The 14,095-nt window shown below is 39.1% G+C and carries 12 protein-coding genes and 1 pseudogene; 10 read left to right on the top strand and 3 right to left on the bottom strand.

Translation table 11 applies throughout. The annotated features are described in order from the left end of the window. Positions 1-911: pseudogene (locus tag QEZ38_RS09830) on the bottom strand (adhesive domain-containing protein); the annotation flags it as partial. A gap of 22 nt (positions 912-933) precedes the next feature. On the opposite strand from QEZ38_RS09830, the gene QEZ38_RS09835 reads away from it, so the two are divergent. From QEZ38_RS09835 to QEZ38_RS07985, 5 genes are all read left to right on the top strand, one after another. Further along, complete coding sequence (locus QEZ38_RS09835) at positions 934-1,218, top strand: LPXTG cell wall anchor domain-containing protein (RefSeq protein WP_425445018.1); 285 nt, start codon at positions 934-936, stop codon at positions 1,216-1,218. 579 nt (positions 1,219-1,797) lie between these two features. Continuing rightward, positions 1,798-2,961, top strand: coding sequence for an A/G-specific adenine glycosylase (gene mutY / locus QEZ38_RS07970; RefSeq protein ID WP_281335561.1), 1,164 nt, complete (start codon positions 1,798-1,800; stop codon positions 2,959-2,961). 64 nt (positions 2,962-3,025) lie between these two features. Further along, a complete protein-coding gene (yycF, locus tag QEZ38_RS07975) occupies positions 3,026-3,730 on the top strand; it encodes a response regulator YycF (RefSeq protein WP_049508493.1) in 705 nt (234 codons plus the stop codon). Further along, positions 3,723-5,072 carry a cell wall metabolism sensor histidine kinase VicK gene (gene vicK / locus QEZ38_RS07980; protein ID WP_281335562.1) on the top strand — a complete coding sequence of 450 codons (1,350 nt, stop codon included), beginning with the start codon at positions 3,723-3,725 and terminating at the stop codon, positions 5,070-5,072. The genes yycF and vicK overlap by 8 nt, the downstream gene beginning before the upstream one ends. A 1-nt stretch (position 5,073) precedes the next feature. Beyond that, positions 5,074-5,883: an MBL fold metallo-hydrolase gene (locus tag QEZ38_RS07985; RefSeq protein ID WP_001279898.1), complete on the top strand. Its 810-nt coding sequence runs from the start codon at positions 5,074-5,076 to the stop codon at positions 5,881-5,883. Positions 5,884-5,918: 35 nt separating this feature from the next. Here the strand turns inward: QEZ38_RS07985 and QEZ38_RS07990 are convergent, their stop codons facing one another. Next, positions 5,919-6,266, bottom strand: coding sequence for a DUF6568 family protein (locus tag QEZ38_RS07990; protein ID WP_281335563.1), 348 nt, complete (start codon positions 6,264-6,266; stop codon positions 5,919-5,921). A gap of 111 nt (positions 6,267-6,377) precedes the next feature. Further along, positions 6,378-8,096 carry a phospho-sugar mutase gene (locus QEZ38_RS07995; RefSeq protein ID WP_281335564.1) on the bottom strand — a complete coding sequence of 573 codons (1,719 nt, stop codon included), beginning with the start codon at positions 8,094-8,096 and terminating at the stop codon, positions 6,378-6,380. Positions 8,097-8,248: 152 nt separating this feature from the next. Here QEZ38_RS07995 and QEZ38_RS08000 point away from each other — a divergent pair, with 152 nt between their 5' ends. The 5 genes from QEZ38_RS08000 to QEZ38_RS08020 all read left to right on the top strand — a co-directional run bounded on the left by QEZ38_RS08000 (position 8,249) and on the right by QEZ38_RS08020 (position 14,067). Further along, on the top strand, positions 8,249-10,150 hold the full coding sequence (locus QEZ38_RS08000) for an ABC-F family ATP-binding cassette domain-containing protein (RefSeq protein ID WP_281335565.1): 1,902 nt from the start codon (positions 8,249-8,251) through the stop codon (positions 10,148-10,150). Between the two features lie 2 nt (positions 10,151-10,152). Continuing rightward, a complete protein-coding gene (locus QEZ38_RS08005) occupies positions 10,153-11,016 on the top strand; it encodes an XRE/MutR family transcriptional regulator (RefSeq protein WP_281335566.1) in 864 nt (287 codons plus the stop codon). Positions 11,017-11,092: 76 nt separating this feature from the next. Further along, complete coding sequence (locus QEZ38_RS08010) at positions 11,093-12,286, top strand: MFS transporter (RefSeq protein ID WP_281335567.1); 1,194 nt, start codon at positions 11,093-11,095, stop codon at positions 12,284-12,286. Positions 12,287-12,695: 409 nt separating this feature from the next. Next, positions 12,696-13,082: a hypothetical protein gene (locus QEZ38_RS08015; protein ID WP_281335568.1), complete on the top strand. Its 387-nt coding sequence runs from the start codon at positions 12,696-12,698 to the stop codon at positions 13,080-13,082. A gap of 13 nt (positions 13,083-13,095) precedes the next feature. After that, positions 13,096-14,067, top strand: coding sequence for a DUF6892 domain-containing protein (locus QEZ38_RS08020; RefSeq protein WP_281335569.1), 972 nt, complete (start codon positions 13,096-13,098; stop codon positions 14,065-14,067). Positions 14,068-14,095 lie beyond the last annotated feature (28 nt).

Consider the following 14,095-nt stretch of genomic DNA (forward strand, 5'->3'; position numbering starts at 1 on the left):
TCAGCAAGCACATCAGCTTCTGAGTCAGCATCAACAAGTGCGTCAGAGTCAGCAAGTACATCAGCATCTGAGTCAGCCTCAACAAGTGCGTCAGAATCAGCAAGTACATCCGCTTCTGAATCGGCATCAACAAGTGCGTCAGAGTCAGCAAGTACATCAGCATCTGAGTCAGCGTCAACAAGCGCGTCAGAGTCAGCAAGTACATCAGCATCTGAGTCAGCATCAACAAGTGCATCAGAATCAGCAAGTACATCCGCTTCTGAGTCCGCATCAACAAGTGCATCAGAATCAGCAAGCACATCTGCATCTGAATCGGCATCAACAAGTGCGTCAGAATCAGCAAGTACATCAGCATCTGAGTCAGCATCAACAAGTGCATCAGAATCAGCAAGTACATCAGCTTCTGAATCAGCATCAACAAGTGCCTCAGAGTCAGCAAGTACATCAGCTTCAGAGTCAGCGTCAACAAGTGCATCAGAATCAGCAAGTACATCAGCTTCTGAGTCAGCATCAACAAGTGCATCAGAATCAGCAAGTACATCAGCATCTGAATCAGCATCAACGTCTGCGTCAGAATCAGCAAGCACAAGTGCTTCAGAGTCAGCAAGCACCTCAGCATCAGAATCAGCATCAACAAGTGCATCTGAGTCAGCCTCAACGTCTGCTTCTGAATCGGCCTCAACAAGTGCATCAGAGTCAGCAAGTACATCAGCATCAGAATCAGCATCAACAAGCGCTTCTGAATCAGCCTCAACGTCTGCCTCAGAGTCAGCAAGCACAAGTGCGTCAGAATCAGCAAGCACATCGGCTTCTGAGTCAGCATCAACAAGCGCCTCTGAATCAGCGTCAACAAGCGCCTCAGAGTCAGCAAGCACAAGCGCATCAACATCAGCGTCTGAATCAGCAAGCACATCTGTTGTTACAAGTAAGGGAATGCCAGAGAGCTTATCACTTGATAGTTTAGATATCGATAGTGTGATTACATCGGATTCAATTAGCACATCAGTATCGCAATCACTATCATTATCAGTAAGCGTAAGCCAGTCAGTGATTCATTCGACTAGTCAAGCTCCTCAAACTGATACCACTAAGACACGTAAGCAACTTCCAAATACTGGAACAGCAACTTCGGCTACAAATCTGCTCCTAGGAGCTGTAGCAGGTCTAACAGGATTAGGATTAGTAGCTAAACGTCGTAAGCGTGATGATGAAGAATAAGCTTTCTAACTAATCAGTAATTTGATTATTCTGATCAAAAAATCTGAAAGTTCAGATTGAAGACAAAGGAGTCTGGGATAATAGTCCGTATCTCCTAAAAAAAGCAACGGTTTTTGCCGTTGCTTTTTTACATGTTTACGATAGTTTTGGTATAGTGGAGTGAACCTAGAATAGTACGCTACGAATTCTAAAACATTTTTAGAAATTATGGTAGATTGAATCTAGAGTAGTACGCTACAACTGCTAAAAATATTTTTAGAGATTTATTTGACTTTCCTAACCTCTCTATTCATATCTTATTTCAATCCACTATATTTAACTTAAATCAACATTTTTAAATTAAAACTGACAAGTAGCTATATAAAAATTAGAGTATTATGAATAGAATAAATCTTTTCTACTTTTGTTTCCAGACATCCTAGACTCTGATAAACTTTTTTAAACTATGTGTTTATTCAAAATTTAAACAAGATAATCTTTAGATTTCCTTTTTCTTCCTTTTAGTCTTATAGTCTTTATTTTATTGAATGTCTATCTTGATTTTTTGAGTATCCTAAAAGGTTATGCTATACTAGAAATATGTTAGATTTGGAGAAATATGGTGTGACCATGTGGGAAGAGGACAAGATTCTCTCTTTCCGTCAAAAATTATTAGCCTGGTATGACAAAAACAAGCGGGATTTACCTTGGAGACGAAGCAAGAATCCTTATCATATCTGGGTATCTGAAATTATGTTGCAGCAGACTCGAGTTGATACCGTCATTCCCTATTATGAACGTTTTTTAGACTGGTTTCCGACCGTAGAAAGCTTAGCAAATGCTCCTGAGGAGCGCTTATTAAAAGCCTGGGAAGGACTTGGCTATTATTCTCGTGTCCGCAATATGCAAACAGCCGCTCAACAGATTATAAATGAATTTGAAGGCAAGTTCCCGTCTACTTATGAAGGTATTTCAAGCTTGAAAGGGATAGGTCCTTATACAGCTGGTGCAATCTCTAGTATTGCCTTTAACCTTCCACAGCCTGCAGTAGACGGCAATGTCATGCGCGTTTTGGCACGTTTATTTGAAGTCAATCATGATATTGGAAATCCTAGCAATCGAAAAATATTTCAAGCTATGATGGAGGTTTTGATAGATCCTGATCGTCCAGGTGATTTCAATCAGGCTTTGATGGATTTAGGTTCAGATATTGAGGCTCCTGTTAATCCAAGACCTGAGGAGAGTCCTGTTAAGGAGTTCAGTGCTGCTTACCAACATGGGACCATGGATCGCTATCCAATTAAGGCTCCAAAGAAAAAGCCAATCCCTATTTATCTAAAGGCTCTTGTAGTGCAAAATAGTCAGGGTCAGTTTCTATTAGAAAAGAATGAAAGTGAGAAGTTACTTGCTGGATTTTGGCATTTTCCCTTGATTGAAGTTGATGAATTCTCAGACCAGACTCAGGACTTGGACCTTTTTAGTCAAGTAGCGGAGCCGATTCTAGAACTGGGACCATCTCCACAGGAGAGTTTTGAACAGGACTATGATTTAAAAGTTGAGTGGCAAGATCTACGTTTTGAAGAGGTCAAGCACATTTTTAGCCATCGTAAATGGCATATCCAGATAATTGCAGGCCGAGTTGCTGAGACACAGGAATATACAGATAGAGAAGTCCTTTGGTTAAGTCCAGAAGAATTTAGCAATTATCCCCTAGCTAAACCTCAGCAAAAGATTTGGCAAGCCTACTTGAAAAGAAGCCACTAGCATCGGTCTTTCGTGTCTTCTTTACATTTTTTTGGTATAATGAGATAAGGAAAAAGGTGACTAAATGAAAAAAATACTAATTGTAGATGATGAAAAACCCATCTCAGATATTATAAAATTTAATATGACCAAGGAAGGTTATGAAGTTGTAACTGCTTTTAATGGTCGTGAAGCACTTGAACAATTTGAAGCTGAGCAACCAGATATTATTATCTTGGATTTGATGCTTCCAGAGATTGATGGACTTGAGGTCGCAAAAACTATTCGTAAGACAAGTAGTGTTCCTATTATCATGCTTTCAGCTAAAGACAGCGAGTTTGATAAGGTTATTGGGCTTGAACTTGGAGCAGATGACTATGTGACCAAGCCATTTTCAAATCGTGAACTACAGGCCCGTGTTAAAGCTCTTCTCCGTCGTACAGATCTTGTCTCAGTTGATAACCAAGAACCTGAAACGAAATTACAAAGTCTGCAGATTGGTGATTTGGAGATTTTACCAGATGCCTACGTGGCTAAGAAATATGGTGAAGAGTTAGACCTAACCCACCGTGAATTCGAACTCTTGCATCATTTAGCTTCTCATCTTGGTCAAGTTATTACCCGAGAACATCTTCTTGAAACTGTTTGGGGATATGACTATTTTGGAGATGTCCGTACAGTTGATGTAACCATTAGACGTTTGCGCGAGAAGATTGAAGATACACCAAGTAGACCTGAATACATCCTAACTCGTCGTGGAGTAGGATATTATATGAGAAATAATGATTGAAGTAATTAGACAAACAATTTTGACGAGCGACTTTATCTTTATCCTCATCTTAATTGGCTTTATTCTGTTAGTGTCTTTTCTCTTGCTTGAGAGTCGTCGTGATAATATTCGTTTGAGGCAGATCAATCAGAAAATAAAAGATTTGATTGATGGTGATTATTCTCAGGTTTTGGATATGCAAGGAAGCTCAGAGATAACTAATATCACTAACAATCTTAATGATTTGTCTGAAGTCATTCGTCTGACTCAAGAAAATCTGGAACAAGAGAGTAAAAGGTTGCATAGTATTCTGTCCTACATGACAGACGGAGTGCTTGCAACCAACCGTCGTGGGCAAATCATCATGATCAATGATATGGCCAAGAGACAACTTGGAGTTGAAAGGGATGATGCTCTTAATCAAAATATCTTAGAGTTACTCAAGATTGAAGAAGAGTATGAGCTGAGAGAACTTATTACTCAGAGTCCTGAGCTGATGATTTATTCGCAGAATCTTAATGGTGAATATATCAGTTTGCGTGTGCGCTTTGCCTTGATTCGGAGAGAGTCTGGCTTTATCTCTGGTCTAGTAGCTGTCTTACATGATACGACTGAACAAGAGAAAGAAGAGCGTGAGAGAAGGCTTTTTGTTTCGAACGTTAGTCATGAATTGCGTACACCTTTGACAAGTGTAAAATCCTACCTTGAAGCCTTGGATGAGGGAGCCCTAACAGAACCAGTTGCTCCAGATTTTATCAAGGTTTCTTTGGATGAAACCAACCGCATGATGCGGATGGTGACGGATCTCTTGCACCTTTCACGGATTGACAATGAGTCCAGTCACTTGGATGTTGAGTTGATTAACTTTACTGCCTTTATCACTTTTATACTCAATCGTTTTGATAAGATGAGAAGTCAAGATGAGGAGAAGAAGTACGAGTTGGTGAGAGATTATCCGATTAACTCTGTTTGGATTGAAATTGATACGGATAAGATGACTCAGGTGATTGATAATATCCTAAATAACGCCATCAAATATTCACCAGATGGTGGAAAAATCACTGTAAGTATGAAAACTACAGATGATCAGATGATTTTATCTATCTCCGACCAAGGTTTAGGGATTCCAAAGCAAGATTTGCCGAAGATTTTTGACCGTTTCTATCGAGTTGACAGAGCAAGAAGTCGTGCTCAGGGTGGAACAGGATTAGGATTGGCTATCGCCAAGGAAATCATCAAGCAACATAAGGGCTTTATCTGGGCCAAGAGTGAATATGGCAAGGGCTCTACTTTTACCATCGTACTTCCATACGATAAAGATGCCGTGAAAGAAGAGATTTGGGAGGATGAAGTAGAAGACTAGAATGAGTGATATCGGTTTTAAATACAGTATTTTAGCATCGGGTTCCAGTGGAAATTCTTTCTACTTGGAAACACCAAAAAAGAAAATTTTAGTAGATGCGGGACTATCTGGCAAAAAAATTACAAGCCTTTTGAGTGAAATCAATCGTAAACCAGAGGATTTGGATGCTATCTTGATAACGCATGAGCATTCAGACCATATCCACGGTGTAGGCGTCCTTGCTCGCAAGTACGGCATGGATCTTTATGCCAATGAGAAAACTTGGCAGGCTATGGAAAATAGTAAGTATCTCGGTAAGGTTGACTCGTCGCAAAAGCATATTTTTGAGATGGGAAAAACCAAAACCTTTGGCGATATCGATATTGAGAGCTTTGGTGTGAGTCATGATGCAGTTGCGCCCCAGTTTTATCGTTTTATGAAGGACGATAAGAGCTTTGTCATGCTGACGGATACAGGCTATGTTAGTGACCGTATGGCTGGCATTGTCGAGAATGCCGATGGCTACTTGATTGAGTCTAATCATGATGTTGAAATCCTGCGAGCAGGATCTTACGCATGGCGACTCAAACAACGGATCCTGTCTGACCTTGGCCACCTCTCAAATGAGGATGGAGCAGATGCTATGATTCGGACACTAGGTAATCGTACCAAGAAGATTTACCTAGGCCATTTGTCTAAGGAAAATAATATCAAGGAGCTAGCCCACATGACTATGGTCAATCAGTTAGCTCAAGCAGACCTAGGAGTAGGAGTAGATTTTCAGGTTTACGACACTTCACCAGACACCGCAACACCACTGACTGATATATAAAAAAGAAGGCATTGACCTTCTTTTTTATATCTCTTTTACAATCCTGCAAATTCTTTGATTTCTTGTGCTGACATTGAAGAGTCACAACGGACATTGATTTGTCCATCTGCAATGTGAACAAACCCTGGTACAGTTGGGATTTCGTAGCGTGAGCGGAAGTCTTGTAAAGCTTCAAGTTGACTTGGTTCTTCGCTATTGATGAAGTAGATGTGCGCTTTGGTTTCAGCCACCACACCAGCCAATGTACCAGCAAATTTACGGCAGTAAGGGCAAGTTTTGCGACCGATAAAGAAGGTTGCAGTTTCTTTCTTATCAAGAGCTTCTTGCGCACGCGCTACAGTTGTAACTTCAAGATCTTTGATGTTTTCTAAAAATTGTTCCATGAGATTACCTCGCTTTCATTGATATGTCTAGTATGCCATAAAGTTTCTAAAATTGCTTAGATTTGATACGAAAAAAAGATGAGATTGGTTGGTCTCATCTTTTATAGGATTTTATTTTACAAAGGCATTGATTTCAGCTTCGATGTTAGCAATCTTAGCTTGTGAATCTTCGTTACTTTCACCAACAACTGCAATGTAGAACTTGATTTTTGGTTCAGTACCTGAAGGGCGAACTGCAATCCATGATCCATCTGCAAGTGTGTATTTCAACACATCACTTGGAGGAGTAGTTAAAGCTGTAACTGTTCCATCAGCGGCAGTAGATGTTTGTGCTTTAAAGTCTTCAACGACAGTGATAGTTGTTGCATTCCATTCTTTTGGTGCATTGTTGCGGAATTTAGCCATAATTGCTTTGATTTGCTCAGCACCGTCAACACCAGAGAGGGTAACAGAGATTGTCTTTTCAGCATAGTAGCCGTACTCTTTGTAGATTTCTTCGATACCATCAGCAAGTGTCAAACCACGAGAGCGGTAGTAGGCAGCAAGTTCAGCAACGACAAGAACTGCTTGGATTGCATCTTTATCGCGAACGAATGGTTTAATCAAGTAACCGAAGCTTTCTTCAAACCCCATCATGTAAGTGTGATTGTGTTTTTCTTCGAATTCTTGGATTTTTTCAGCGATAAATTTGAAACCAGTCAAAACGTTGAACATGGTTGCGCCGTAGCTTTCAGCAATCTTAGTTACCAAGTCAGTTGATACGATAGATTTGCAAAGAGCTGCGTTTTCTGGAAGTGTCCCAGCATTTTTGTGGGCTTCCAAGATGTACTTAGCCATGATAGCACCGATTTGGTTACCAGAAAGGTTAAGGTAGCTACCGTCTTTTTGAAGGACTTCAACACCGACACGGTCAGCATCAGGGTCGGTTGCAACAAGAACATCAGCGCCTACTTGGCGACCAAGCTCTTCAGCAAGTGCAAAGGCTGCTTGGCTTTCTGGGTTTGGAGATTTAACAGTTGAGAAGTCTGGGTCTGGAGTTGCTTGAGCTTCAACGACTTGTACTGAGTCAAATCCTGCTTGAGCTAGAGCACGACGAGCCAACATTTCACCAGTACCATGAAGTGGTGTGTAGACAATCTTCATGTCTTTACCATATTCTTCAATCAAGGCAGGGTTGATGTTAACGTCTTTTACTTCTTTGAGGTACTCAGTGTCAATAGCGTCTCCAATAACTTCAATCAAACCAGATGCTTTTTCAGCTTCTACATCAGCAACTTCAACAGCAAATGGATTTTCGATCGCACGGATGTAAGTTGTCAAAGCGTCCGCATCGTGTGGAGGCATTTGTCCACCATCTTCACCATAAACCTTATAACCGTTAAATGGTGCAGGGTTGTGGCTGGCAGTAATCATGATACCTGCAAAGCAGTTGAGGTAACGAACGGCAAACGAAAGCTCTGGAGTTGGACGGAGACTTTCAAAAACATAAGATTTAATACCGTGTTTAGCAAGAACTGCTGCAGATTCAAAGGCAAATTCTGGAGAGAAGTGACGGCTATCATAAGCGATGGCAACACCACGTTCCTTTTCATTTCCACCTTTTGATTCAATCAAACGAGCCAAACCTTCAGTTGCTTGACGGACTACAAAAATGTTAATACGGTTGGTACCGGCACCAATCAATCCACGCATACCTGCAGTACCAAACTCAAGATTTGTATAGAATGCGTCTTCCTTAGTTTTTTCGTCCATATTTTCCAAATCATGACGAAGATAGTCTGGAAGTTTTGCGAAATCAACCCATTTCTGGTAATTTTCTTGGTAAGACATAGGAAATCTCCTTTAATATATAATCTAATCGCATACATTATACCACGATTTGAAGTTTTAGTAAAACGTTAGCATAAGTTTCTGAAAAAGTTATGAAATATACCTAAACCACAAGTCTTGAACGGCTTAGAGAAACATGCTATACTAACTGTATGATTATTTTACAAGCTAATAAAATTGAACGTTCTTTTGCAGGAGAGGTTCTTTTTGATAATATAAACCTACAAGTAGATGAAAGAGACCGTATTGCCCTCGTTGGGAAAAATGGTGCTGGAAAGTCTACTTTGCTCAAGATATTGGTTGGAGAAGAGGAGCCAACCACGGGTGAAATCAATAAGAAAAAAGATATTTCTCTCTCATATCTAGCACAGGATAGCCGTTTTGAGTCTGAGAATACTATTTACGATGAAATGCTACATGTATTTGATGACTTGCGTCGTACTGAAAGACAACTTCGCCAGATGGAGTTGGAGATGGGGGAAAAGACTGGAGCAGAACTTGATAAACTCATGTCAGACTATGATCGCCTATCAGAAAATTTTCGTCAGGCTGGAGGATTTACATACGAAGCTGATATCCGTGCTATCTTAAATGGTTTCAAGTTTGACGAGTCTATGTGGCAGATGAAAATAGCAGAGTTATCTGGTGGTCAAAATACTCGTCTAGCGCTAGCCAAAATGCTCCTTGAAAAGCCTAATCTCTTGGTCTTGGACGAGCCGACTAACCACCTAGATATTGAAACGATTGCCTGGTTAGAAAACTATCTAGTTAATTATAGCGGTGCTTTAATTATCGTCAGCCACGACCGTTATTTCCTCGATAAGGTTGCGACCATAACACTCGACTTAACCAAACATTCTTTGGACAGATATGTAGGAAACTACTCAAGCTTTGTTGAGCAGAAGGAGCAGAAGCTCGCAACTGAAGCTAAAAACTACGAAAAGCAGCAGAAGGAAATTGCTGCCTTAGAAGACTTTGTTAACCGAAATCTTGTTCGAGCATCAACAACCAAACGTGCTCAATCTCGACGCAAGCAACTGGAGAAAATGGAGCGTTTGGACAAGCCTGAAGCTGGTAAGAAATCAGCTAATATGACCTTTCATTCTGATAGAGTATCTGGTAATGTCGTTTTGACAGTTGAAAATGCTGCTATTGGCTATGATGGTGAAATCTTATCAGAACCCATCAACCTTGATCTTCGTAAGATGAACGCTATTGCCATTGTTGGTCCTAACGGTATTGGTAAGTCAACCTTTATTAAATCCATTGTGGACCAAATTCCCTTTATCAAGGGTGAGAAGCGCTTTGGTGCTAATGTTGAGGTTGGTTACTATGACCAGACTCAGAGCAAACTGACACCGAGCAATACAGTCTTAGACGAACTCTGGAATGATTTTAAATTGACACCTGAACTTGAAATCCGTAATCGCCTAGGTGCCTTCCTTTTTTCTGGTGACGATGTTAAGAAATCAGTTGGCATGCTTTCAGGTGGAGAGAAAGCTCGCTTGCTCCTGGCTAAACTTTCCATGGAAAACAATAACTTCTTGATCCTCGACGAGCCGACCAACCACTTGGACATTGATAGCAAGGAAGTTCTGGAAAATGCATTGATCGACTTTGATGGAACTCTTCTCTTTGTCAGCCATGACCGTTATTTCATCAACCGTGTTGCCACTCATGTGCTGGAATTATCTGAGAATGGATCAACACTTTATCTTGGTGATTATGACTATTATGTTGATAAAAAAGCAGAGCTAGCAGCTAGCCAAGCAGAAGAAGCGGCAGCTGTTGACCAAGAAAAAGAAGTTTCACCAGTTAATGACTACCAAGCTCAAAAGGAAAGTCAAAAAGAACTGCGTAAATTGATGAGACAAATTGAGAACTTGGAGACAGAAATAGAAGAATTGGAAACGCAAGCCCAAGCTATCTCTGAACAAATGCATACAACCAATGATGCAGATGAACTCATGCAATTACAAGCAGAACTTGATGAGATCACCCAGCGTCAAGAAGAAGCTATGTTAGAGTGGGAAGAATTATCAGAGCAGGTGTAAAGATGGAACATCTTGGAAAAGTCTTTCGTGAATTTCGAATCAGTAAAAATTACTCTCTAAAAGAAGCTGCAGGAGAGGCCTGTTCGACCTCCCAATTATCTCGCTTTGAATTGGGAGAGTCTGATCTGGCTGCTTCACGTTTCTTTGAAATATTAGATAATATTCACGTGACGATTGAAAATTTTATGGATAAGGCCAGAAATTTTCAACATCATGAGCATGTCAGCTTGATGGCTCAGATTATTCCACTTTACTACTCAAATGATATTGCAGGTTTTCAAAAACTTCAAGAAGAACAACTTGAAAAAGCTAAGAGTTCAACAAATCCCCTCTATTTTGAGCTGAACTGGATTTTGTTACAAGGTCTGATTTGTCAAAGAGATGCTAGCTTCACTATGAAGCAAGGTGATCTGGATAAGGTGGCAGATTATCTTTTCCAAACGGAAGAATGGACCATGTATGAGTTGATTCTTTTCGGTAACCTCTATAGTTTTTACGATGTGGACTATGTCACTCGACTTGGTAGAGAAGTGATGGAGAGGGAAGAATTTTACCAAGAGATTGGTCGCCATCGAAAACTGGTCTTGATTTTAGCCCTTAATTGTTACCAGCATTGTTTAGAGCATCTTTCTTTTGAAAATGCAAGCTATTTTGAGACTTATACAGAGAAGATTATTGGTAAAGGGATCAAACTATATGAGCGTAATATTTTCCATTATCTAAAAGGCTTTTCCTTGTACCAAAAAGGACAGTGTAAAGAAGGCTGTAAGCAGATGAAAGAGGCCATGAGTATTTTTGACCTACTAGGTCTTCCAGAGCAGGTAGCTTACTATCAGGAACACTACGAGAAATTTGTCAAAGATTAATTTTCCCAAATATGGGAAAAATGAGAAACTCCTCCAAGTTTTGATACAATAGTTTCAAAATTTGAGAGGAGTTTTTATGAATCGATATGCAGTACAGTTGATTAGTCGCGGAGCTATTAACAAATTAGGAAATATGCTCTATGATTATGGAAATAGTGTTTGGTTGGCATCGATGGGAACGATTGGGCAAACCGTTCTAGGGATTTATCAGATCTCTGAACTCGTTACATCCATACTAGTTAATCCCTTTGGAGGCGTGATTTCAGACCGTTTTTCCCGTCGCAAGATTTTGATGACAACAGACTTGGTTTGTGGGATTCTCTGTCTAGTTATTTCTTTTATAAGAAATGATAGCTTGATGATTGGCGCTTTGATTTTTGCTAATATTGTTCAGGCAGTTGCCTTTGCATTTTCTCGCACTGCCAATAAAGCTATCATAACGGAAGTTGTAGCAAAGGACGAGATAGTGACCTATAACTCTCGCTTGGAGTTAGTTTTACAGGTTGTAGGAGTCAGTTCTCCGGTGCTTTCTTTCCTTGTTTTACAATTTGCAAGTCTCCATCTGACGCTCTTATTAGATGCACTGACTTTTTTCATTGCTTTTGCCCTAGTTGCTTTACTTCCAAAAGAAGAACCAAAGGTTCAAGAGCAGAAACATTTTACTGGGAAAGATATTTTTGCGGATATCAAAGATGGTTTGCACTATATCTGGCATCAAAAAGAAATTTTCTTTCTCTTGTTAGTGGCTTCCAGTGTGAATTTCTTTTTTGCAGCTTTTGAGTTTTTGCTCCCTTTTTCAAATAAACTTTATGGTGTAGAAGGAGCCTATGCAACTATCTTAACCATGGGTGCAATTGGCTCAATCATCGGAGCATTGATTGCAAATAAATTTAAATCCAGTATGAATACACTTTTGTTCTTATTGATCCTCACAGGAGTGGGAGTTTTCATGATGGGCTTGCCACTGCCAAATTTTCTAACTTTTTCAGGAAACCTTGTTTGTGAACTATTTATGACGATTTTTAATATTCACTTCTTTACGCAGGTACAGACCAAGGTTGACGGAGACTATCTGGGGAGGGTATTGAGTACCATTTTTACACTGGCAATTCTCTTTATGCCGATTGCGAAAGGTGTGATGACATTTTTACCAAGTGTGCACTTAGCTTCCTTTTTGATTATCGGACTTGGAGTTATTTTTCTTTCGTTGGTATCGATAGTCTATATTAAAAGACAGAAGAAGGATTCGAGTGAGCAAAATCAAAATTGAAGATAAAATTAAGTAAATCTGCCCATTATAAAACGTATCGTATCAGTTCATTGAAGTCTTGATATTATACGTTTTTTTAATTTTAAAGACTTTTTAACTATTTTCTACGATTTGTTAAACTTATCAAGGTAAAAAAATGCTACAAGACAGTAGACATCCTGAAGTTTCTATCTTATTTTTAATACTAATTGAGTTATAAAAGGGCATGCTCAAATAACACCTCATCTGTATACAATAAAATGGACTAGGTAATCATTTTAGGGAATTGACCGATTACAATAGTATATATCCGTGAATGCCATCTGCTTCAGTCTTTTTTCTGTTAATGTAGTATAATAAAAGGTGTAGGGATTCTATTTTTTAAAAGGATTTTTCTAAGAACGAAACTCCAATTAGAAAGAGGAGAAGCATGAAGCAATCACTTGAATTTTTAAGAGAAAAAATCACCGATAAGATGCCCTTAGAGGATATGGTAGCTATCTTTGAAGACTTGTGTCGTGAGCCTATTGATGATGAGATGATTTTATTTGAATCAGGGACGTTTACAAGTATATCTGATAATCCCTTGTTTCAACTATCGTTGGTAAGGCAAGCTCCAAATGAAGATGAAGAGTTTTATCAAGTTCACCTTGATATTTTCTATGAAGCTAGTCAAGACAATCAAATCTTTAGTGAATCAACCTGGGATGAAGATTTAGAGGAAAATATTTTTGACTACATTAGAGCTTCAGAGGTGTTTGCCTATGCTAAAGAGCAGGAATACAAAGCGGTCAAGATTTATCTGGAAGAAACTTAAGAAGGGGAGTTAAATGTTTCATTTTTTTAGAAAGAAAAAAGCTAAGGTCCTTTCTATGAATTTCCACGGAAATTCTATCGATGTTCCAGAAACAAGCTTGCATTTTCCTTTATCATTAAAGGATATAGAAACTGTTTTTGGAAAACCTGACCGATTATTCAAAAAAGAAGGGCAGGTTATCAAATATATTTATGATGAACTTGGTTTCGTATTTGTGCATTCCTTTGAAGTTAAACAACACTTAAAGAGTTGTGACGTCTATATTGATAAGGAGCATTTAATTACTTCGCTTTATTTATATTTTGGAGAGAAGGTTAGCCCCATGTGGAACGAGGAAGAATTACCTCTCAATCCTTGCAAGACCCTGATAACTTGTAATGGAAAAAGCCCTTATTTTATTTCTGATAGACAGAGAGTAGGGGATTTTAACTTGATTTTATGGACTCCTTACGGAACTAATTTTAATGGAATTCCAGAGACCATTACAGATACACTATCAATTTCCTACTTCCCAGAGGTCAAACATGAACGGGAAAGCTACAAGTTAAAAGAAACTGACGAAGAACTGCTACATTTTGACAATATAAATTTTAAACTAACTATTATCCAAGTTTTGATGTACGATTTACGAGTACTGAAACCCTACTTTGACATCCATGATTTTGCGGAAGAATTTAGTGAACTGGAAATCGATACAGAAAGTATGGAGATTATTCAGCCAGCCCTTGATTATATGATAGATCTTCCTATACCTAAGAAATATGCCGAACAAGTCCAAGAAATCTACATGGATGGCGGAAATGAAATTTATCTGAATCTGATACCTCAGTGGGATGGAGAAGATGATGGTTTCGATCTAAATGAAGTTAGTCTTAAAGAACTGCAACAGTTTCCAAATCTGAAGCAAGCGACTATCATAAGCAGTAATTTTGAACATGTCAAAGAAATGTTCGACAAGCAAGGGGTTCAAGTGAAGGTATTATAATTGTTGCATTTATCTTAATAAATCATAA

The organism is Streptococcus taonis, from assembly GCF_029948085.1.
Taxonomy (GTDB): Bacteria; Bacillota; Bacilli; order Lactobacillales; family Streptococcaceae; genus Streptococcus; species Streptococcus taonis.

Excerpts from the sequence above, each read along its gene's own strand:
- QEZ38_RS07990 (WP_281335563.1), bottom strand. The coding sequence starts at position 6,266 with ATGGAACAATTTTTAGAAAACATCAAAGATCTTGAAGTTACAACTGTA.
- QEZ38_RS07995 (WP_281335564.1), bottom strand. The coding sequence starts at position 8,096 with ATGTCTTACCAAGAAAATTACCAGAAATGGGTTGATTTCGCAAAACTT.
- QEZ38_RS08005 (WP_281335566.1), top strand. The coding sequence starts at position 10,153 with ATGGAACATCTTGGAAAAGTCTTTCGTGAATTTCGAATCAGTAAAAAT.
- QEZ38_RS09835 (WP_425445018.1), top strand. The coding sequence starts at position 934 with ATGCCAGAGAGCTTATCACTTGATAGTTTAGATATCGATAGTGTGATT.
- QEZ38_RS08000 (WP_281335565.1), top strand. The coding sequence starts at position 8,249 with ATGATTATTTTACAAGCTAATAAAATTGAACGTTCTTTTGCAGGAGAG.
- mutY (WP_281335561.1), top strand. The coding sequence starts at position 1,798 with ATGTTAGATTTGGAGAAATATGGTGTGACCATGTGGGAAGAGGACAAG.
- QEZ38_RS07985 (WP_001279898.1), top strand. The coding sequence starts at position 5,074 with ATGAGTGATATCGGTTTTAAATACAGTATTTTAGCATCGGGTTCCAGT.
- QEZ38_RS08010 (WP_281335567.1), top strand. The coding sequence starts at position 11,093 with ATGAATCGATATGCAGTACAGTTGATTAGTCGCGGAGCTATTAACAAA.
- vicK (WP_281335562.1), top strand. The coding sequence starts at position 3,723 with ATGATTGAAGTAATTAGACAAACAATTTTGACGAGCGACTTTATCTTT.
- QEZ38_RS08020 (WP_281335569.1), top strand. The coding sequence starts at position 13,096 with ATGTTTCATTTTTTTAGAAAGAAAAAAGCTAAGGTCCTTTCTATGAAT.
- yycF (WP_049508493.1), top strand. The coding sequence starts at position 3,026 with ATGAAAAAAATACTAATTGTAGATGATGAAAAACCCATCTCAGATATT.
- QEZ38_RS08015 (WP_281335568.1), top strand. The coding sequence starts at position 12,696 with ATGAAGCAATCACTTGAATTTTTAAGAGAAAAAATCACCGATAAGATG.